17 protein-coding genes are annotated in these 21,186 nt (G+C 56.7%); 12 read left to right on the top strand and 5 right to left on the bottom strand.

Translation table 11 applies throughout. The features are described from left to right. Window positions 1–3: 3 nt before the first annotated feature. The 3 genes from CPH80_RS06130 to CPH80_RS06120 form a co-directional block, all read right to left on the bottom strand. On the bottom strand, window positions 4–2,394 hold the full coding sequence (locus CPH80_RS06130) for a diguanylate cyclase domain-containing protein (protein WP_096276133.1): 2,391 nt from the start codon (window positions 2,392–2,394) through the stop codon (window positions 4–6). Between the two features lie 146 nt (window positions 2,395–2,540). Continuing rightward, window positions 2,541–3,155: a YqaA family protein gene (locus CPH80_RS06125; protein ID WP_227520378.1), complete on the bottom strand. Its 615-nt coding sequence runs from the start codon at window positions 3,153–3,155 to the stop codon at window positions 2,541–2,543. A gap of 13 nt (window positions 3,156–3,168) precedes the next feature. Then, window positions 3,169–5,268 carry a catalase gene (locus tag CPH80_RS06120; protein WP_096276129.1) on the bottom strand — a complete coding sequence of 700 codons (2,100 nt, stop codon included), beginning with the start codon at window positions 5,266–5,268 and terminating at the stop codon, window positions 3,169–3,171. 415 nt (window positions 5,269–5,683) lie between these two features. Here CPH80_RS06120 and CPH80_RS06115 point away from each other — a divergent pair, with 415 nt between their 5' ends. Both CPH80_RS06115 and CPH80_RS23285 read left to right on the top strand, forming a co-directional pair. Beyond that, on the top strand, window positions 5,684–7,063 hold the full coding sequence (locus CPH80_RS06115) for an NAD-dependent succinate-semialdehyde dehydrogenase (RefSeq protein WP_096276127.1): 1,380 nt from the start codon (window positions 5,684–5,686) through the stop codon (window positions 7,061–7,063). Between the two features lie 343 nt (window positions 7,064–7,406). Further along, a complete protein-coding gene (locus CPH80_RS23285) occupies window positions 7,407–7,700 on the top strand; it encodes a carboxymuconolactone decarboxylase family protein (RefSeq protein WP_197703639.1) in 294 nt (97 codons plus the stop codon). A 23-nt stretch (window positions 7,701–7,723) separates the two neighbouring features. On the opposite strand, the gene CPH80_RS06105 is transcribed toward CPH80_RS23285, so the two are convergent. Continuing rightward, window positions 7,724–7,915, bottom strand: a complete 192-nt coding sequence (locus CPH80_RS06105; protein WP_227520453.1) for a succinate:quinone oxidoreductase subunit C — start codon at window positions 7,913–7,915, stop codon at window positions 7,724–7,726. A gap of 111 nt (window positions 7,916–8,026) precedes the next feature. After that, complete coding sequence (locus tag CPH80_RS06100; protein WP_096276125.1) at window positions 8,027–10,843, bottom strand: aconitate hydratase; 2,817 nt, start codon at window positions 10,841–10,843, stop codon at window positions 8,027–8,029. Window positions 10,844–11,103: 260 nt separating this feature from the next. Between CPH80_RS06100 and CPH80_RS06095 the strand changes: the two genes are divergently transcribed. The 10 genes from CPH80_RS06095 (at window position 11,104) to nuoK (ending at window position 21,183) form a co-directional block, all read left to right on the top strand. After that, entirely contained in the window at window positions 11,104–11,514 is a 411-nt protein-coding gene (locus CPH80_RS06095) for an NADH-quinone oxidoreductase subunit A (protein WP_096276123.1), read from the top strand. Between the two features lie 32 nt (window positions 11,515–11,546). After that, window positions 11,547–12,227, top strand: a complete 681-nt coding sequence (locus CPH80_RS06090; RefSeq protein ID WP_096276122.1) for an NADH-quinone oxidoreductase subunit B — start codon at window positions 11,547–11,549, stop codon at window positions 12,225–12,227. 55 nt (window positions 12,228–12,282) lie between these two features. Next, a complete protein-coding gene (gene nuoC, locus CPH80_RS06085) occupies window positions 12,283–14,070 on the top strand; it encodes an NADH-quinone oxidoreductase subunit C/D (RefSeq protein ID WP_096276120.1) in 1,788 nt (595 codons plus the stop codon). 2 nt (window positions 14,071–14,072) lie between these two features. Continuing rightward, window positions 14,073–14,597, top strand: a complete 525-nt coding sequence (nuoE, locus tag CPH80_RS06080) for an NADH-quinone oxidoreductase subunit NuoE (RefSeq protein ID WP_096276118.1) — start codon at window positions 14,073–14,075, stop codon at window positions 14,595–14,597. Next, the gene (locus tag CPH80_RS06075) at window positions 14,594–15,946 is read left to right on the top strand and encodes an NADH-ubiquinone oxidoreductase-F iron-sulfur binding region domain-containing protein (protein ID WP_096276116.1); all 1,353 of its coding nucleotides are present in this window, start codon (window positions 14,594–14,596) and stop codon (window positions 15,944–15,946) included. The genes nuoE and CPH80_RS06075 overlap by 4 nt, the downstream gene beginning before the upstream one ends. Further along, window positions 15,946–18,690 carry an NADH-quinone oxidoreductase subunit NuoG gene (gene nuoG / locus CPH80_RS06070; protein ID WP_096276114.1) on the top strand — a complete coding sequence of 915 codons (2,745 nt, stop codon included), beginning with the start codon at window positions 15,946–15,948 and terminating at the stop codon, window positions 18,688–18,690. The genes CPH80_RS06075 and nuoG overlap by 1 nt, the downstream gene beginning before the upstream one ends. Continuing rightward, window positions 18,687–19,697, top strand: coding sequence for an NADH-quinone oxidoreductase subunit NuoH (gene nuoH / locus CPH80_RS06065; RefSeq protein WP_096276112.1), 1,011 nt, complete (start codon window positions 18,687–18,689; stop codon window positions 19,695–19,697). Before nuoG ends, nuoH begins: the two co-directional genes overlap by 4 nt. A gap of 37 nt (window positions 19,698–19,734) precedes the next feature. Beyond that, window positions 19,735–20,274, top strand: a complete 540-nt coding sequence (nuoI, locus tag CPH80_RS06060; protein WP_007350005.1) for an NADH-quinone oxidoreductase subunit NuoI — start codon at window positions 19,735–19,737, stop codon at window positions 20,272–20,274. A 73-nt stretch (window positions 20,275–20,347) separates the two neighbouring features. Next, entirely contained in the window at window positions 20,348–20,878 is a 531-nt protein-coding gene (nuoJ, locus tag CPH80_RS06055; protein ID WP_096276110.1) for an NADH-quinone oxidoreductase subunit J, read from the top strand. Further along, window positions 20,875–21,183, top strand: coding sequence for an NADH-quinone oxidoreductase subunit NuoK (gene nuoK, locus CPH80_RS06050; RefSeq protein WP_096276108.1), 309 nt, complete (start codon window positions 20,875–20,877; stop codon window positions 21,181–21,183). Before nuoJ ends, nuoK begins: the two co-directional genes overlap by 4 nt. The last annotated feature ends 3 nt before the right edge of the window (window positions 21,184–21,186 follow it).

The following is a 21,186-nucleotide window of genomic DNA, read 5'->3' as shown; positions in this document are numbered from 1 at the left end:
CAACTATTGCGCCTGTTCAATCCTGTTCTGTTGTTGGATACCCGCAGTAAACGCCGAGGAGTAGAACTGGAAATTATCTCTGCCTTCCTGCTTGGCCTGATACATCGCAGCGTCGGCATGGTTCACTAATGTATCAATGTCTTCACCATCGCGCGGGAACATGCTGATGCCGATGGACGTTGAAATCGACAGCGCCAGTTCTCCCACCTGATAAGGTTCACTGATTTTCCTGATAATATGGAGGGCTACCTCTGCGGCGTAGGCAGAAACGCCTATATCTTGTAGCAGGATTACGAACTCGTCGCCGCCCATTCTGATTACCAGGTCTTCTGCACGCAGGCTTAGTGAAAGCCTGCTGGATACTTCCTTGAGCACCATGTCGCCAACTTCGTGTCCGTGGGTGTCGTTAATTGGCTTGAAGCGGTCCAGATCGAGAAACAGTATTGCAGCGCATTGTGAAGCTCGCAGGTTGTGAGGCAATAAGTGGGTTGCATACTCAAACAACATGGCCCGGTTCGGCAGACCCGTTAAGGGGTCGTGCAGTGATGCGTGACGTATTTCTTCGTCGACCAATTTGCGCTCGGTAATGTCCCGAAAGAACACCGCAAGCGCGCCATCAAGGGCAGGGTAGGCTCTTATTTCTATCCATGCGTGATAATCGCCAGGAAGCACAAAGGGCAGTTCCATCGTGCTCGCTTTGCCGGTTTGCCTGACTCCGACGTACAAGTCGTCGATAGCGGAGCCTCTCAGCTCCGGCCAAACCTCCCATTGTGTCCTCCCGATGACGTCACGAACGGGTTGTCGGCTAATACGCGCCGCTTCAGCATTGAAATGAGTTATGGTCCAGTCAGCGGATATTGAGATGAAGCCTTCCGTCATGCTGTCCAGAATGTGTCTGCTATGGTCTCGCTCTCGGCGAAGCTCGGCCTGCGCACGGGCAGATTCAACAGCCGCCCACGTCCGGTCCACTACATCTTCAGCCAAGGCAACGTCTACCGCTGACCAATTATGGACTTTGGAATCATGTACTCCTAGCAACACGCGCAACGAGCCGGCTTTGATAACGGGAACCGCCAGGACAGCCTTTATTCCCCTATCGAGGTATGCCGGGGCAAAGGCGGCAGAACGCTCGTCAGTGGTCACATCACTAAGTACAAAAGCGTCCCCGGCCTGGATCTGAGACGCAACTACAGGGCCAAACTCCTCTAATCGAAGCTCGTCCCCGACCATTGATTCTGCGCCATCTCTTGTCCACCCGGGTCTTACGGTTACCGTGTCGCCCGACTCTGAGAAGTCGCCATAGAACACGCGGGTAACGCCCAAAAACTGACCAAGCAATTCGGTTGCGGCAGCTGTGATCTCATTCGGATCCAGGAGCGGACGCAGCCGATCAGTTAGTTTCAAACGAAAACTCTTTCGTCGTTCAATCGCTTTCAGGCGGAACACGGTATCGGCCAGCTCACTGTTAACCCGCTGCAGTTCCTCCTGCGCCTGCACTTGGTCCGTTACATCGGTTCCTTCTACAAAGATCGCGCTGACTTCATCCTCCGGCCCAAGCACTGGCTGATAAACAAAGTTGAGGATGCGCTCCTTAATAGGCGCCTCCGGCGTTATCTGAACGCTATATTTAGCACGGTTCGCAATATAAGGCTCACCAGAGGTAAAGACATGATCTAGGATGCTCACAGAGCCTTGTTCCACAGCATCAGGCAGGGCCTCTGCGACGGGCAGACCCAATACAGGGCGATGGACTACAATCTGGTTATGACTCGGGTTAGAAAGTTCAAATTTATGGTCAGGCCCGCTCATTAGCGCCATAAACGCAGAGGCCTTGTTGAACATCTGGGTGAGTTGTTCGCATTTTGTGTCGAGGGTCTGATTGGCATACATCTGGTCTGTGATTTCATTGCAAATTACGAGCGCCCCGCCGATGCCATCGGGGGCACTTTGATCATCTACAGGGCTGAAACTGCATGTCCAGTAGGTATTGTCTTGGCGACCATGGAGGGTAAAGGGAACCGTGTGATTTATTTGTTTGCCCGCGCCCTTGTCGGTCATGACCTGTTCAATGATTGAACCGATCATGGGCCAGGTTTCCCTCCAGACTTCACTTGCAGGCTGCCCCAGCGAGTCGGGATGCTGCTCGGAAACGAGGGATTGACGAAACGCATCGTTGTATAGGCAGGTGCCGTGTTCGCCCCAAAAAACCGCCATCGGTTGTGCCGTATTAAGCATCAGCCGCAATACGGTACGCAGTGATTGTGACCACTGCTGAGGCGAACCGAGAGCGCTATCAAACCAGTCATGGTCGCGGATAAACCGGCCCATTTCGCTCCCACTAGGGAGAAAATCAAGTGAAGAAATTGTGGTCTTGCCTGCTGGATTTGACATCATCCGAATTGAGTCTCGCAATAACCTTTGGCAGTTATATTGTCTTTTTGAATAGCAAATGTAGAAGCGCGCGAACGATCTGTTACGAGAAAATAACCTCACGTCTGGTTATTTATAGACCACAAGCCGGGAAAGAGTAATTTTTTTGGTCAACCGCTCAATAAAGCCCAGCCCCAAATCACAAACACAACTATTGTAATCACGATGATAGCAGACACTTTGTGACGTTCGAAAATAGCTTGAGCACGATTGCCTGCAATAACAACCAGCAGCCCCAGACCATAGTATCTCAGTGCCCGTGACAAGGCAGACGCGAGCATAAACAGGAAGAAGGAATAGCTGGTTGCACCGGCTGCTAGCATGGCAATCTGAAACGGAATCGGAATAACACCTACACTCATGACGAACCAGAACCCGTCCTCCTCCATTCGCATGCGCACTTGCTCGAATTGCTCGGGCGTTGAGATCATATCCACGAGCTGCTGCCCGACGGCATCAAACACGAAATAGCCGACATAATAGCCAACAGTGGCGCCTGCCAGACAGCCGAGCAGGGCAATAGTACTGAGGAGGAATATCTGACTGCGGCGGGCCTGCATCAAGGGAATGAGGATTGCCTCGAGCGGGATGGGTATGAGAATGGACTCAAGAAAAGACGCAATACCTAATCCCCAGAAAGCGTGTCGGGAGTATATCAGTCGTCGCGCCAGCCCTTTAATGCGGGCTAGTCCCTTGGGTTGGCGCGAAGTTCCGTCTTTCATCATGTCTCCTGAAAATCTACACTTTATTGATGGCTCCTTCTCGGGGCCAATAACGCAGGCTCCGACACTTCTCGATGAAATTAGACGCAGCATCGTCTGCTTCGTTGGCATCCAGTAATAGGCAGCCGTCATCCAGTTTTTGCTCGATACCCACAGCTTTAAACAGTTTTCTGGCGGACTCGTTAAAGCCAATGAATTTGCAGTGTGCGAAGGCGTCATTAATAAAGTCGCGCACTGGGCCGTGATTTGCCAGCTGATCTAAGCCCTGCGAACCGGGCATCAGGGCAACGGCATCGAACAGCACGGAAGGGCCGCCATCAATCTTTTCATTTGCCGGTATCTTGCGCCCATTGCTGTCACATACGCCGCTAATGTGAGGCGCAATGACGGCGACAACTGCCCCTTCTTTTTCGGCGGCTGCTTTGAGAGCATCGAATGTTTTCGCGTCGGTGCCTTCGCTGACAAACACGCCTAGTTTGCGACCGCTGAAGCTGCCCGGGCCGTTCTTCAAAATGCTAAGTGCGTCTGAAGAGGGAAGGTCTTTACGGGGTGTTGCAGCGGGTGTTGGTGCCTCAGGAAGCGACTCGAGCCCAAGCCCATCCGCCACAGTTTTTGCTAGACTCTCGTCGACATTCCGCAGATGAGCGACCATGCGCAGGCGAATATCCGCGCGCTCAACCTTGCTCAATTCAAACACGAAGGCATCGGCTATGTGGCCTTGTTCGGTATCGGTCTGGCTGATGTAAAACTGCCCGGCCTGGCTGTAGTGATCTGAAAAGCTGGGTGAGCGTTCGCGAACTTTCGTGCCTTCTATCTCCTCTGCGTAGCTATGGAAACCGTCGGTCGGATTTTCACGGGGACCCGGGTTATTTTCCCAGCTGTTGGGCTCGTAATTAACGCGGCCTGTGGGGTTGGTCATCGCCATGTGTCCATCTTGCTGGAAATGATGCATGGGGCATTTGGGAGCGTTAATGGGAATATGGGTAAAGTTAGGGCCACCTAAACGTTTGGTTTGGGTATCCAGGTAAGAAAAATTCCGGCCTTGAAGCAGAGGATCGTTGGAGTGATCGATACCGCGCACGATATTCTGAGTGCAGAAGGCGACCTGCTCGGTCTCGGCAAAAAAGTTATCGACAGCGCGATTCAGCACCATTTTACCCAAGGGCGTAATGGGCACCTGCTCTTCGGGAATCAGCTTGGTGGCGTCCAGAATGTCGAATTCGAATTTTTCAGCAAAAGCGTCATCAAATATCTGCACGCCTAACTCCCACTCCGGGTAGTCGCCGCGCTGAATGGCGTCCCACATATCACGACGGTGAAAGTCCGGGTCGGCACCGTTTATTTTTAGAGCTTCGTTCCACACCACCGATTGCATACCGTGCTTGGGTTTCCAGTGAAATTTCACAAATTGTGATACGCCCTGTGCGTTCACAAAGCGAAAGCTGTGCACACCAAAACCTTCCATAAAACGGGGCGATCGCGGGATGGCTCGGTCAGACATGGTCCACATCAGCATGTGCATGCTCTCTGGCATCAGTCCGACAAAGTCCCAGAAGTTATCGTGCGCCGACTGGGCCTGTGGAAAACCGCGATCCGGCGCTTCTTTCACCGCGTGTACCAGGTCGGGAAACTTCATGGCGTCCTGAATGAAAAACACCGGCATATTATTGCCCACCAGATCCCAGTTGCCTTGGCGTGTGTAAAATTTTGTGGCGAAGCCGCGAACATCGCGGGGCAGATCTGCGGACCCTTTGTTGCCAGCAACCGTTGAGAATCGCGCAAAAACGGGCGTCTGTTCACCCGGGCGCTGGAACAAGTCTGCTGCAGTGAGTTCCGACTGATCGCTGTAGTTCTCGAAGTACCCGTGAAAGCCAACCCCGCGAGCATGAACAACGCGTTCTGGAATACGCTCATGGTCGAAGTGGAAGATCTTTTCACGCATTACGTGGTCTTCCAACAGCCCCGGACCGCGCGCGCCTGCGCGCAGGGAGTTTTGATCATCGGCGACAGGAGCACCTTGCTGCGTAGTCATGGTCGGGTGGGTGGTGTCTGCGTGTTGATGTAATTCGCCACCCTTGCCTTTGGCGTGCTGCGACGGGTTTTTGGAGTCAGACATGAGCGGGCTCCTCTCTCTGCAGTGTTCAGAATTCGACGTTTTCCGCCGCCTTCAATTAGGGGCGATCCAATACAGCTTAGTGCGCCCGCGGGATTCTGGTCGGCGTTATGACAAATATTTAAGACTGCCGCCATGATCGGCTTGAAGGTGACACCATCGTGCTTGAGGCGAATGGTTAAAGTTTAGTCACAAAAATATGATTTTATTGCACGTGTAGGGCGCGAAGGTCTGGATTCGCCGTGCCTATTTTGGGCGTCTCGCTGGTCTCTGCCGCTCAGGTCGTTGTGAGTTATACAGTTATGTAACCTTCCCTTTGGGGCGTGGGCGGCCATGATATATTTGGCTAGCAGTACCATTTTATGACGGTTGACCTGATACGGGTTCGCCCGTCATTGCCCATCGAGGAGGCAACCTGATGTCAAACACACATAAGACCATCAATCCCGCCACGGAAGAAGTTCTTGAAACCTATCCTATGATGTCCCGCCATGAGGCAGAGAGCATTGTCGAACAAACTCATCATGCTTTTCTTAGCTGGCGCAAAACCGGGTTCGGCGAACGCGTAGATATTTTGCGTAAAACCGCCGCGCTAATTCGGGAGCGCCAAGACGACTACGCCGCGCTGATGACTCGTGAGATGGGTAAAACCCTCGCTGAGGGCAAACAGGAATGTGAGCTGTGTGCGGCGGTTTGTGAGTACACCGCCGAACAGGGCCCCAAGGCACTGGCGGATGAAACACGGGAGCTTTCGGGTGGCCGTGCAGTAGTCTCCTACCAGCCTCTGGGTGTGATTTACGGCATCCAACCCTGGAATTTTCCGCTCTACCAGGTCATCCGTTATAGCGCCGCCAATCTCATGGCTGGTAACACCGTGCTACTGAAACACGCTAACAATGTATGGGGCATGGCGCTGGAAGTTGAAAAGCTTTACAGGGATGCCGGTATGCCGGAACACGCGTTCCGCACGCTGCTGATTGACCACGAGGTGTCAGACGCGGTCATCGAGCACAAACTGGTGCGTGGCGTTACGCTGACCGGTAGCCCCAACGCGGGCCGAGCCGTGGCCCAGCGTGCTGCTAAAGTGCTGAAGAAAACCGTGCTTGAACTGGGTAGCAACGATGCCTACCTGGTGCTTGCAGATGCCGATATCCAGAAAGCAGCCAAAATTTGTGTCCAAGGCCGTACCTACAATGCGGGCCAAACTTGCGTGGCAGCGAAACGATTTATCATTGAAGAAGCGGTGTATGACGAGTTCCGGGATGCTTACCTGGCCGAAATGAAGAAGCTATCCTTTGGTGATCCCACCCATAGCGATACTAAAATGGGACCGATGGCGCGCGAAGACCTCAGAGACGGGCTCCATGAGCAGGTTCGGAAGTCTATCGAGGCCGGTGCAACCTGTTCTTTGGGTGGTGAAATTCCCGAAGGCAAAGGCTTTTACTATCCCCCAACCGTGCTGGAAAACGTCGCGCCCGGGCAGCCAGCTTATGACGATGAGCTGTTTGGCCCGGTGGCTGCGCTGATCAAAGTAAAGGATGCAGCCGAGGCTATGCGGGTTGCGAATGACTCTATCTATGGCTTGGGAGGCGGCATTTTTTCGGCTGACGAAGAGGAGGCCGTGCGCCTGGCGCGAGATGAATTCGACACCGGTATGATCAATATCAATGGCTACAACCTAGCGCTGCCCAATCTGCCTTTTGGCGGGGTAAAGCAAAGCGGTTATGGCCGCGAACATGGCGGTTTTGGCATGCACGAGTTCGTGAATGTGAAGGCTATTATGGTGAATCAGTCCTGATGCAATCGTAACCGGGGCTGGGCCTGGTTACGATTCTAAAAGGCATGTCGCGGATATTACCTGCAGCTACCCGCCAACTCGAGTAACTGTCGCAGTACATACGGCAGAATGCCGCCGTGCGGGTATTAGTCAGCCTCGGCCGGTGCAAATAGGTCGACACGCGATCAAAGCCAATCACCACCAATCCCAATCATGTTAATGCGATGTACTCTCGTTGACTTTCTATAAGATTTATTTATTACATATCTTATAGAAAAGCGACAGGAGAAAGCACATGTCCGAACATCTCTACCCTTACGCCACGCTGAAGACTAATAAACAGCGAGCATCCCTGGCACCGTAGATCCACGACGCCTTTCAGGAATTCAGCCAAAAGGTGTTCGCTGACGGCGCTCTGGATAAGAAAACGAAGCAGCTGATTGCAGTGGCTGTAGCGCACGTTACCCAGTGTGGCTATTGCATTCGGGGGCATACGAAGGCGTTCGATGCACCGCTGAGCACTCCGGAGCATCGCTCACATCATAATCCGGTAGTTGAGGCGTGGTGGTTTGCAGCATTTCCGTGGTGCGTTATGGGTTACTTTTGGCTATCCGACGGTGATTGCCAGTGCCATATGCCAGAACAAGGCAATGAGTAATAGAATGGTCGGAATTGCCACTCCTAGCCAAACCAGGCATTGAGATGAGTGAAGGCTTGCGCCCCGGTGGCGGCCATTAATAACCATCCCACCAGCAATACGGCCCCAAGACTAAGGAAGAGTCCACTCAGTCGATGACCAAAAGACAGCACCGAGGTGATCTGCAGACGATAGACTTGCACATGTGGTGATCGAGGTCGCGACCTATGATTCATGACTGCTGCTTCCGTATGGCAGTGATACAGCCGAAACGGATCATCGAGTTTGTCCATGCTACGAATGCAGGCCAGCCAGTTGGTGCCTGTTTCACCATGCCAGCGATTAAGCTATCGACTGGCCTCTCCCGGCTCCAACAACTGTCGTAGTACATAGGGCAGAATACCGCCGTGCCGGTAGTAGTCGGCCTCGGCCGGGGTGTCGATGCGCACGATGGCATCAAATGTCCGGGCCTGGCCCTGCGGGTTTGTAACCGTGACACTCAGCTCGTGGGCTGGCGTCTCTTTATCCGCTAGGCCGGTGATCGCGAAGGTTTCTTCGCCTGTCAACCCAAGAGTCTCAGCGTTCTGGCCATCGAGAAACTGCAACGGTAGCACGCCCATACCGATCAGGTTGGAGCGGTGAATGCGCTCGTAGGATTCGGCAATCACGGCGCGCACGCCGAGCAGGGCGGTACCTTTCGCGGCCCAGTCACGGGAAGAGCCCGAGCCATATTCTTTACCGGCCAGAATTACTAGCTGCGTATCGGCTGCCGCGTAATTCTGGGCAGCCTCGTAGATGGTGGTGACCGGCGTATCGGCCCGGGTGAAATCGCGGGTGAAGCCACCCTCGGTGTCGGGAGCCAGGTGATTACGCAAACGGATGTTGGCGAAGGTGCCGCGAATCATCACTTCGTGATTACCGCGGCGCGCACCGTAGGAGTTGAAATCCTTGTGCTCGATATTATGTTCCATGAGATAGCGACCCGCCGGCGAATCCGGTGCGATCGCCCCAGCCGGGCTGATATGGTCGGTGGTCACTGAATCGCCGAGCTTTGCCAGCACCCGGGCACCGGTGATATCGGTCAAGGGAGCAGGATCGCGCTCCATACCGTCGAAGAACGGCGGCTTGCGCACGTAGGTCGAATCAGGCTGCCACTGGAAAGTATCACCCTCGGCAATATCCATGTCCTGCCAGCGTTCGTCCCCGGCGTAGAGATCGGAATATCCATCGGTGAACATCTCGGCGTGCAGATTCGCCGCGATTGTATCCTCGATGGTCTGTGACGAGGGCCAGATATCGTGAAGATAGACCGGCTTGCCGTCAGAGTCTTCACCCAAAGGATCGTGCAGCAGGTTAACGTGCAGGCTGCCGGCCAGAGCATAGGCCACCACCAGCGGTGGCGACGCCAGGAAGTTCATTTGTGTTTGAGGGTGGATCCGGCCCTCGAAGTTGCGGTTGCCGGACAGCACCGAGCATACGGTCAAATCGTTGTCGTTGATCGCGGCGCTGACTTCTGGGATCAGTGGCCCGGAATTGCCGATGCAGGTGGTACAACCGTAGCCCACCAGATGGAAACCGAGTTTTTCGAGAAAAGGTGTTAAACCGGCACGCTCGATGTAGTCAGTGACCACCCGGGAGCCGGGTGCCAGCGAGGTTTTGACCCAGGGTTTGCTGACCAGTCCCTTCTCCACGGCATTTTTAGCCAGCAATGCGGCGCCGAGCATGACCGATGGATTTGAGGTATTGGTGCAGGAGGTGATCGCAGCGATCACCACCGAGCCGTGGTCGATTTCACACTGGCTGCCATCAGCCAGGGTTATCGGGATCGGATTCGGTGACCATTCGGTGCCGCAGCCATCGTCGGGAAGCGCTCGCGGCGCATCGCTGGGATCACTGTGTATGATCGAGATCGGATCGCTGGCGGGAAAGGACGCATCAGAGGCTGCGTCAAGACCGACGCGCAGCGCGTCAGCCTGCGATTGACCGGCAAGCAGCGCGCAAACCGCATTCGGTGCGATGCGCAGCGGCACCCGGTCCTGCGGGCGCTTGGGTCCGGCCAGCGACGGCTCGACGCTGCCAAGATCGAACTCCAGAATTTGGGAATAGTCGGCCTCGTGCTCCGGGTCGTGCCACAGACCCTGTTCTTTGGCATAGGCCTCGACCAGACGGATCTGATGCTCGGGCCGCCCGGTCAGGCGCAGATAGGAAAGGGTCTCGTCGTCGATCGGAAAGATCGCGCAGGTCGAACCGTACTCGGGGCTCATGTTGCCGATGGTAGCGCGATTGGCCAGCGGCACACTGGCCAGGCCAGGGCCATAAAACTCGACAAACTTCCCAACCACACCGGTTTTGCGCAGCAACTCAGCCACCGTAAGTACCAGATCGGTGGCGGTAGTGCCCGGCTTCAATTCCCCGGTGAGCTTGAAACCGAGCACCTGAGGCATAAGCATGCTGATCGGTTGGCCGAGCATCGCAGCTTCGGCCTCAATGCCACCCACACCCCAGCCGAGCACACCCAAGCCGTTGACCATCGGCGTGTGTGAGTCAGTGCCGACTAGGGTGTCCGGGTAGGCAAGTGTTCCGTCTGGAGTCTCGCGGGTGAATACCACTCGGGAGAGGTATTCGAGGTTAATCTGGTGGCAGATACCGGTATCTGGTGGCACAACCTTGAAATCGTCTAACGTCTGCGCGCCCCAGCGCAGCAGCTGGTAGCGTTCAGCGTTGCGTTCGAACTCCAGGGCGGCGTTGGTCAGGAAGGCATCGGCTCGACCGAAGACGTCAACGATCACCGAGTGGTCGATCACCAGCTCGGTGGGGATTAGCGGATTGATTCGGCGAACGTCGCCGCCCAGATCGGCAATCGCGTCGCGCATCGCGACCAGATCGACGATGCACGGCACGCCGGTGAAATCCTGCATCAGCACTCGCGCTGGGGTGTACTGTATTTCCTGTGTGCGGACATTTTTCGGCTGCCACTCGGCCAGAGCCTGGATTTGCTCGGCCGTGATCCGCTCACCGTCCTCGTTGCGCAGCAGGTTTTCCAGTAGCACTTTCAGACTGTAGGGCAGCCGCTGCGCGCCGTCGATACGATCAAGGCGATAGATGGTGTAGGTCGCATCGTCGACTTTGAGTGTATCGCGGGTATTGAAACTGTTAGATGACATGAGAAACCCTCCACAGCATGTGTGTTGTAAGGTCGGGGAGGGGGTGCTCCCGAAGTTAATTAAACGTAGCAGGTGATCGAAAAGGCGGCCACTGGCGCGCATGACCTTGGACATGAGCATAATCGACAGGCGCCTTTGACAAGACCATAAGCGCCTCCTACGTTTAAGACTGACTGATGATTGGCAACATAAGCGAGTGTGTCGCCGATCTTGATAGGTTCCTTGGGCGGCAAATTATAGAAGCCATTAGCAGGATAGCTATGCAACAGGATGGGACAGCGTTGATTGCCGAGTACTGGGCCACGGGGCTTTTTGTCCTGGCCGTCATAGGCCTGTGCGCTTTCATGATCGGCGTCTCCGCGCTGCTCGGCGGGCGCAGTCAGGGGCCCAGCAAAGGGTTGCCTTTCGAAAGCGGCATCATCGGCACGGGTAGCGCACGCCAGCGTTTTTCCATCCAGTTCTATCTGGTTGCAATGCTCTTCGTGATCTTTGATATCGAAGCCATGTTCCTGTTTTCCTGGGCCGTGTCGGTGCGCGAGGTAGGTTGGGGCGGCTTCTGGGGTGCCACGGTATTTATCGCCATACTTCTTGCTGGGCTGGTTTATGACTACCGTTCTGGAGCATTGGACTGGGCTCCCGTAGGCCGTGATCGGCTACATCGAGGAAAGTAATCACTTATTGGTTTTCATTTGGGAGGCACACCATGGCATACACCCTTACCCGGGCCGAAGATGCACTGGCAGCAGAAAACGATCGCTACCCTTTAGGTAAACAACAACGCGTCGAAGACCCGATGAAGCAACAGGTGCACCGTAGCGTGTACACCGGCAGGCTTAAAGACGTACTCAATTCGACGGTGAACTGGGGGCGCAAGAACTCCCTGTGGCCCTATAACTTTGGCCTGTCCTGCTGCTACGTAGAGATGACCACGGCGTTTACGTCACCCCACGACATCGCCCGTTTCGGTGCCGAGGTCATCCGAGCTTCGCCGCGGCAGGCGGATTTCATGGTTATTGCGGGTACCTGTTTCGTGAAGATGGCGCCGATTATCCAGCAACTCTACGACCAGATGATCGAGCCCAAGTGGGTGATTTCCATGGGCTCCTGCGCCAACTCCGGCGGCATGTACGATATTTATTCGGTGGTGCAGGGCGTTGACAAGTTTTTGCCGGTGGATGTTTACGTGCCCGGCTGCCCGCCGCGCCCGGAAGCTTTTTTGCAGGGCTTGCAGCTGCTGCAAGACTCGATTCAAAAGGAGCGTCGCCCACTATCCTGGGTAGTTGGCGACCAGGGCGTGTACCGCGCAGAAATGCCGTCCCAGCGAGAGAAGCATCGCGATCGGCGTATTCAGGTGACAGAGCTGCGGACACCGGACAGCGTTTAACCCAAGAATTTCCAGATATTCTCACGCACCTTAGAGCGAGAGGGACACTGTTAAAATGAGCGTTGTTAACCCCAACACCAGCGCGGCAGCCGCTCCCGACCATCGGGCCAGCTCCCTCGTGGCAATGCTGCGAGAGCGCTTTGGTGACCAGGTGCTCCATGAACAGCCCACTTTGACGGGCATGCCGGTGTTGTGGGTGAGCCGGGACGCACTGGTTGAGGTGCTGGCAACGCTGCGCAAGCTACCCGAACCATTCGAGATGCTGTTTGATTTGTCAGCGGTTGACGAGCGCCTGCGCAGTCATCGCCATGGCTTGCCCGAAGCCGATTTCACTGTGTTCTATCAGCTGCTGTCCGTATCGGGCAATCGCGACATCATGCTTAAGGTGGCGCTCCTCGAGCAGGATCTGTCTTTGCCTACAGTGATCCCGGTCTACCCCAACGCCAACTGGTACGAGCGCGAAGTCTGGGACATGTTCGGTGTTCACTTTGACGGACACCCCAACCTTTCCCGCATTTTGATGCCGTCTACCTGGCAGGGCCACCCACTGCGTAAGGATCACCATGCCAGAGCGACCGAATTTGATCCTTATACCCTAACCGTGGCGAGCCAGGAACGAGAACAGCAAGCCCTGAAGTTCAAGCCTGAAGACTGGGGCATGAAACGTAAAAACGATGAAACTGATTTCATGTTTCTTAACCTGGGGCCGAATCATCCGTCCGCCCATGGCGCATTTCGCCTTGTATTGCAGCTCGACGGCGAGGAGATCATCGACTGCGTGCCGGATATCGGCTACCACCATCGTGGTGCAGAGAAAATGGCCGAGCGCCAGTCCTGGCACAGCTTCATTCCCTACACCGACCGTATCGATTACGTGGGCGGCGTAATGAACAATCTGCCCTACGTGCTGGCAGTGGAGAAGCTCGCTGGCATACAGGTAAACGCGCGCATCCAAACGATTCGGGTGATGATGGCAGAGCTGTTCCGTATTACCAGCCACCTGCTATTTCTGGGCACTTATTTGCAGGATCTTGGCGCCATGTCGCCGGTGTTCTATACCTTTACCGACCGCCAAAAGGGCTACGACGTGATTGAGGCGATCACCGGCTTTCGTATGCACCCGGCCTGGTTTCGCATTGGCGGCGTGATGCAGGACCTGCCGAAAGGCTGGGACAGGCTTATGCAAGGTTTTGTTGACTGGATGCCCCCCCGGCTGAGGGAATACGAGCGGGCGATGATGGAAAACTCGATGGTTCGCGATCGCACCAAAAACATTGCTGCCTTCGATACCGCGAACGCCTTGGCCTGGGGCGTCACCGGCCCCAATCTGCGCGCCACCGGCTGCGATTTTGATCTGCGCAAAAAGCGCCCCTATTCCGGTTACGAGAACTTCGATTTCGAGGTGCCACTAGCTCAAAACGGCGACGCTTTCGACCGCGGCCAACTGCGCATCGAGGAGATGCGTCAGAGCGTGAGAATTCTTCAGCAGTGCATCAATAACATGCCTGCAGGGGACTACAAGGCGGATCATCCGTTGACCACTCCGCCGCCCCGGGAGCGCATGCTTGAACATATTGAAACGATGATTACCCACTTTTTGCAGGTGTCTTGGGGGCCGGTGTTGCCCGGTAACGAGTCACTGCAGATGATTGAAGCGACCAAAGGCATCAACAGTTATTACCTGACCAGTGACGGCAGCACCATGAGCTATCGCACGCGCATTCGCACGCCGAGCTTTCCGCATCTGCAGCAGATTCCTGTGCTGATGCGCGGTGGCTTTGTGCCGGATTTGATCGCGCATCTGGGCAGTATCGATTTTGTCATGGCCGACGTGGACCGCTGATTATGCCGCAAACATTCATACCCTTCAGCACAGCCACAGACCTCATCGCAACCGATGGCTTTCAGCTGCACGAGGACGATCGCCGAGCCATGCTCACGGAACGCGACCATTACGAGCAGCCCCAGGCAGCCTGCATTGAGGCGCTGAAAATCGTGCAAAAACGCCACGGCTGGGTGCCAGATGGAGCGATTGCTACCATCGCCGAAACGCTCGGCGTCGGTGCCGGAGCGGTGGAGGGCGTTGCTACCTTCTACAGCCTGATCTTTCGCCAGCCCGTGGGGCGTCATGTGATCCTGCTGTGCGATAGCAGCTCATGCTTCCTCACCGGCTATGAAGCGTTGAGCGAGGTTTTGAGTGAGCGTCTCGGCATAGGCTTCGGCCAGACTACGGGAGATGGCCGCTTTACTCTGCTGCCGGTGTGCTGCCTGGGAGCCTGCGATCGCGGCCCTGCGATGATGATTGGCGATGATACTTTCGGCCCCATCGAAGCAGACGACCTGGATGAACTTCTGGAGGCCTATCCATGACGGTGATACCGAAAGATTCACGGCTGCGCTATCACTGCCAGCTGCGCCAGAGTGCCGAGGAGCGCCACGCTGAGACACACCCGTTGACCTGGCGACTACGCGAGGACGGCGCCCGGGTCGGGTTCGAGGAATATTGTGCGAAGGAGGGTTATCAGAGCGCAAGACAAACCCTGACACAGCGCACACCTGCCGACATAATCGACACCATGAAACAGGCCAATGTGCGTGGCCGGGGCGGCGGTGGTTTCTCCGCCGGGGTCAAGTGGGGCCTGACACAGGTAGGAGATCATCTGCCCCGTGGCTACCTGATCTGTAATGCCGACGAGATGGAGCCGGGTACCTTCAAAGATCGCCTGCTGCTGGAACAGCTGCCGCACCTGCTGATTGAAAGCATGATCATCGCGGGCTATGCCAACCGCTCTTGTTATGGCTATATTTTCCTGCGCGGCGAATACGTGGAGGCGGCGCGCTCCGTGGCCCTGGCCATCGAAGAGGCACGGCAGGCCGGCCTGCTGGGAAGCGACATCGCCGGCAGCGGCTTCGATTTCGATATCGCCTTACACACAGGTGCCGGGCGCTACATCTGCGGTGAAGAAACCGCACTGATCAATTCCCTGGAAGGTAAGCGCGCTAACCCCCGGGCCAAGCCGCCGTTTCCCGGCCAATCTGGCGCCTGGGGCAAACCCACGGTGGTTAACAACGTGGAGACTCTGTGCAATGTGCCTAGCGTTATGCAGCACGGTGCAGACTGGTATCAAGGACTATCCGGCGGGCTCAGTGGGGATGGTGGCACAAAGCTGTATGGCGTCTCCGGGTTAGTCGAACGTCCGGGCCTCTGGGAGCTGCCCATTGGCACCAGCGGCCGGGAGATCCTCGAACGCGCCGGCGGTATGCGCGAGGGCCATACCCTCAAGGCCTGGCTGCCCGGTGGCGGCAGCACCGGTTTTCTGTTGCCGGAGCATCTCGATCTGCCCATGGACTTTGATACGATCGGACAATACGGCAGCCGTCTTGGCACCGGTCTGATAGCTGTGGTCAGTGAGCGCCAGAGCATCGTCTCGCTGCTGCGCAACCTTGAGCAATTCTTTGCCCGGGAGTCCTGCGGCTGGTGCACCCCTTGTCGCGATGGTCTGCCTTGGACAGTAAAAATCCTGCAGGCGCTGGAGAGAGGTGAAGGCAAGCCAGAGTATATCGAGATCCTCGAGCAGCACACCTTAGGGCTGAATTCTCCGCGTACTTTCTGCGCCCATGCGCCGGGGGCAATGATGCCGCTGGAATCGGCCCTCAAACTCTTCCGGGCAGAATTTGAGGCTGGCATCGCTAGTACATCGCTGGAAGGGGTGAGCTGATGGCGACGATTCACGTGGACGGCAAAGCCTACGAAGTAGACGGCGCGGATAATCTGCTGCACGCCTGCCTGTCTTTGGGGCTGGACATTCCGTATTTCTGCTGGCACCCGGCCATGGACAGCATTGGTGCCTGTCGTCAGTGCGCGGTCAAGCAGTACAAGGACAAGGACGACACCCAGGGCAAACTGGTGATGTCGTGCATGACGCCTTCTACAGACAATAGCTGGATCTCCATCGCCGACGAGGAAGCCAAGACATTCCGGTCGGAGGTGGTGGAGTGGTTGATGACCTATCACCCTCACGATTGTCCGGTCTGCGAAGAAGGCGGCCACTGTCATCTGCAAGACGTGACGGTGATGACCGGCCACAGCCGGCGCCGCTACGATTTTCGCAAGCGCACCCACCGCAACCAGTACCTGGGGCCGTTTGTTGCCCATGAGATGAATCGCTGTATCAACTGCTATCGCTGCGTGCGCTTCTACAACGACTACGCCGGCGGCACAGATCTCGGCGTCTTCGGCTCGAACAACAACTTGTATTTCGGGCGCCATCAGGAAGGCGTTCTGGAGAGTCCGTTTGCCGGCAACCTGACCGAAGTGTGCCCCACCGGCGTGTTCACTGATCAAACCCACTCGGATCGCTACGTCCGCAAATGGGACATGCAGTTTGCGCCCAGTGTCTGCCATCAGTGCGCGGTGGGCTGCAATATCAGCCCGGGGGAGCGCTACGGTGAGATTCGCCGCATTGAGAATCGCTATCACGGTGAACTTAACCGTTACTTCTTATGCGATCGCGGACGTTTCGGCTACGGCTACGTCAATCGCACCGACCGGCCGCGCCAGCCTGAATGGCGTAGTGAGCAAGCGGATAACACCGTCATCTTGGAAGTCGACCCGGCGCTGGATCGCGGCGCTGATCTGCTGCGCAGCGCCAAACGGGTGATTGGCATAGGTTCGCCACGGGCCAGCCTGGAAAGCAATCATCAGCTGATCAAGTTAGTCGGCCGGGACAACTTCTCTAGTGGTGTCGCCGCCGCTGAGCAGGCTTGTCTTGAGCGTATGGCGGAACTGGAGAGCTCTTGCGGCTTGCCGATTCCCACAGTGCGGGAGGTGGAGGCCCACGACGCAGTGTTGGTGCTTGGCGAGGACCTGATGCACAGCGCGGCACGTCTGGCATTGTCATTGCGCCAGGCAGTGCTGGCCCGGCGCGATGCTTTGGCGGAAGAACGTGGCATCCCAATCTGGAACGCCGAAGCGGTCAAGATCCTCGCCCAGGACAACCGACACCCACTGTTCATCGCCTACCCCAGCGCCACCGAACTCGACGAGATCAGTGCCGGTAGCTGGCAGTTAGCGCCTGCGGACATCGCCCGCTTGGGTTTCGCCATTGCCCATATTATCGATGAGAACGCACCGGCGGTGACAGGGCTTGATGAAACCCTTGCCACGGCGGCGCAGGCAGTGGCCAGGCAACTGATGGCAGCAAAAAGACCGCTGGTGATCAGCGGTGGCTCATTGGAATCAACCCAGGTGCTCGATGCGGCGGGCAGTATTGCCCGTGCGCTGTCACGGCGCGCCAGGCGCGCCGGGCTGATGTTGATACGCCGGGAAGCCAACAGCACCGGCCTTACCATGCTGGGCGGTCGTCCACTGGAGTGGGCTCTGGATGAAATCGTCGAAGGCCGGGCAGATGCCCTCGTGGTTTTGGAAAACGACCTGTACGTCCGGCTGCCGGAAGCGCGGGTTGAGGCCGCATTAGATACGGCAACCGCGTTGGTCGTGCTTGATCACCAGCGCACCCGCACCTGGCAGCGCGCCAGGCTTGGCTTGGCCGCCGCCAGTTTCACCGAGGCGGACGGCACGCTGGTCAATCTGGAAGGCCGGGCCCAGCGGTTCTACCAGGTCTTCGATACGAGCTATATGCGGCCGGAGTCCCGCATTCACGAAAGCTGGCGCTGGCTACACGCCCTGCGTATCAGCCTCATTCGCGGCGAGGACAGCACCATTACTTTGGACCAGGCCACTGAGGCCTGTGCCCAGGATTATCCGGCACTGGCAGACATTGTTGCGAGCTCTCTAAGCGCGGATTATCGAGTTAAAGGCGTTAAGTTGGCCCGGGCCCCACATCGCTTCAGTGGGCGAACGTCTCTGCGTGCCAACATAGCGGTGAGCGAACCGCGAACGCCTCAAGATCCGGATACGCCCTTCACCTTTTCCATGGAAGGTTACAGTGGTTTCGATCGGCCTCGTAAGGAAGTGCCGTTCGCCTGGGCGCCAGGCTGGAACTCGCACCAGGCGTGGAACAAGTTTACCGACGAAGTGGGCGGACATCTGCGTGGCGGCGATCCCGGCGTGCGCCTGGTTGCGCCGCGCCCCGGTGCGTATCGCTATGCCAGCGATATCCCCGCGGCCTTCGAACCGCAACAGGATCGTTGGCAGCTGCTGGTGTTGCCGCGACTGTTTGGCGGCGAGGAAACTTCCTCCCGCTCCGCGCCCATTGAAGAACGTGCGGAACTGCCGACCATTGGTTTATCCAGCGCAGATGCGGCACGGCGGGGGTTTGAGCAGGGCGCATCGCTGACACTGGAAACAGAGACCGCGTGTCTTACCCTGCCATTACGCTGCGATCAGCGTTTACCGGCCGGTATCGTCAGCATACCGGCAGGAATATCCAGCGAATTCAGCAGCGGCGATTGGGCCAGGCTTGAGGCTTCGGGCCCCGACCATAAGGAGGCGCGCGAATGAGCTGGATAACCCTTGGTAACTGGCGACCCGAATGGTTGACCCCGGCGGTGATGGATATCGCCGTGGCCATGATCCAGGCAGTGGTCATTCTGCTGGTAGCGGTGCTGGTGGGGGCAATCCTCACGGTGGTAGAGCGTCGCCTGCTGGGCTGGTGGCAAGACCGTTACGGTCCCAACCGGGTGGGCCCCTTCGGCTCTCTGCAAGTGGTCGCCGATATGATCAAGATCTTCTTCAAGGAAGACTGGATACCGCCCTTTGCCGACCGGACTCTCTTCGTGCTGGCCCCGGCGATTGCTATGGCATCGCTGTTGTTGTCGTTCATGATTATCCCCATCACGCCGGGCTGGGGCGTGGCGGACTGGAACATCGGCTTGCTGTTCTTTCTGGCCATGGGCGGCATTAATGTCTACTCGGTGCTGCTGGGCGGCTGGGCCAGTGCCAACAAGTATGCGCTGATCGGTGCCATGCGCTCTTCGGCTCAGACCATCTCCTATGAGGTATTCATGGGGCTGTCATTGATGGGTGTTGTTGCCATGGCGGGCACCTTCAACCTGCGCGAGATCGTCAACGCTCAGCAGGACCTGTGGTATATCGTTCCCCAGTTTCTGGGTTTCTGTAACTTTCTTATTGCCGGCTTCGCGGTGGTGCACCGTCACCCCTTCGATCAGCCCGAAGCGGAGCAGGAGCTGGCAGACGGCTATCACGTTGAATACTCCTCCATGAAATTTGGCATGTTCTTTATTGGCGAATATGTCGGCATGCTGCTGATTTCCGCGCTTGTGGTGACGCTATTCTTCGGCGGTTGGCACGGGCCGCTGCTGCCACCCATTGTCTGGTTTGTACTCAAGATCAGTGTCTTTTTGATGCTGTTCATTCTAGTGCGGGCCTCGCTGCCTCGGCCGCGTTACGACCGGGTGATGACTTTCGGCTGGATTGTCTGTTTGCCGCTAACGCTGATCAACCTGCTGGTAACCGGCGCAGTGATACTGCTTGTGGCGCCAGGATAAGAGCATTCGAACCGATCATGAACGAGGAGCAACTGCTATGTACAAGGGACTTTTAAAAGGTACTTGGTCGCAATTGCGCACCCTGGGTATGGTTTTTATGCATGGGTTTCGCAAGCGCGAAACCGTCAACTATCCGGAAGAAGAAGTCTATCTGTCGCCGCGTTATCGCGGGCGCATTGTGCTGACCCGGGATCCGGATGGCGAGGAACGTTGCGTGGCCTGCAATCTGTGCGCCGTTGCCTGTCCGGTGGCTTGTATCTCGTTGGAGAAGGGCGAAAGGGAAGATGGGCGCTGGTACCCCGAATTCTTTCGCATTAACTTTTCGCGCTGCATTTTTTGCGGCATGTGTGAAGAAGCCTGCCCGACCTCGGCGATCCAGCTAACGCCAGACTTCGAGATGGGTGAATACAACCGCCAAGAGCTGGTATATGAAAAGGAAGATCTGTTGATTAGCGGCCCTGGCAAGGACCACAACTATAATTTCTACAAGGTAGCGGGCATGGCCATCGCCGGCAAAGACAAGGGTAAGGGCGTGGCGGAATACGAGCCGATCAAGGTCACCACGCTGCTTCCCTGAAGCCGCATCGCCAGCGCCGCTACGCTACGCTGGAGAGAAGCGGAAAGGAGGGGAGAAGAATGGAGAGAGAAACATGGAATACGCATTTTACCTGAGCGGTCTGGTCGCGGTGCTGGCGACCCTGGGGGTTATCAGCAATCCCAATCCAGTGCATGGGGTGCTGTATCTGGTGGTGTCATTGCTGGCCGTGGCCATGGTGTTCTTTGCCCTGGGTGCGCCCTTCGCGGGGGCGCTTGAGATTATCGTCTACGCCGGAGCAATCATGGTGCTGTTCGTTTTTGTGGTGATGATGCTTAACCTGGGCGAGGCGGCGGTCGCCCAGGAGCGCGCCTGGTTGCAACCGCGCACGTGGCTGGGGCCATCGCTGCTCGCCGGTGTCTTGCTGCTGACGCTGATCGACTTACTGTTGCGCGGCGATGGGGGCGTGCTGGTGCAGGGTGATGTGCTGAGCGCCAAGCAGGTGGGCACGATTCTGTTCGGCCCTTGGCTGCTGGTAGTGGAACTCAGCGCTTTGCTGCTGCTGGCAGCGCTGGTCACGGCCTCTCATGTCGGACGTTTACGCCAGCTAGGGTCGGATTCAAAGATTGGCAAGGAAGCTCCATGAACGGTGTACCCATGGAACATGGTCTGGTGTTGGCAGCCATTCTGTTCGCGCTGGGGCTGGCTGGCCTGATGTTCAGGCGCAATATGATCTTTATACTGATGAGCCTTGAGATCATGCTCAACGCCGCGGGGCTTGCCTTTATCGTCGCCGGCGCGGCCTGGCAGCAGCCGGAAGGCCAGGTCATGTTTCTGCTGGTGATCACGCTGGCGGCTGCAGAGGCCGCGGTCGGCTTGGCGTTGTTGATTCAACTGCACCAACGCTTCAAATCCCTGGATATCGATGCGGTCAGCAGGATGCGTGGATAATGG

The sequence above is a fragment of the Marinobacter sp. LV10R510-11A genome, from assembly GCF_900215155.1.
Classification (GTDB): domain Bacteria; phylum Pseudomonadota; class Gammaproteobacteria; order Pseudomonadales; family Oleiphilaceae; genus Marinobacter.
The sequence above is the reverse complement of the archived record's forward strand: the minus strand, read 5'-3'. Positions and strand labels throughout refer to the sequence as shown.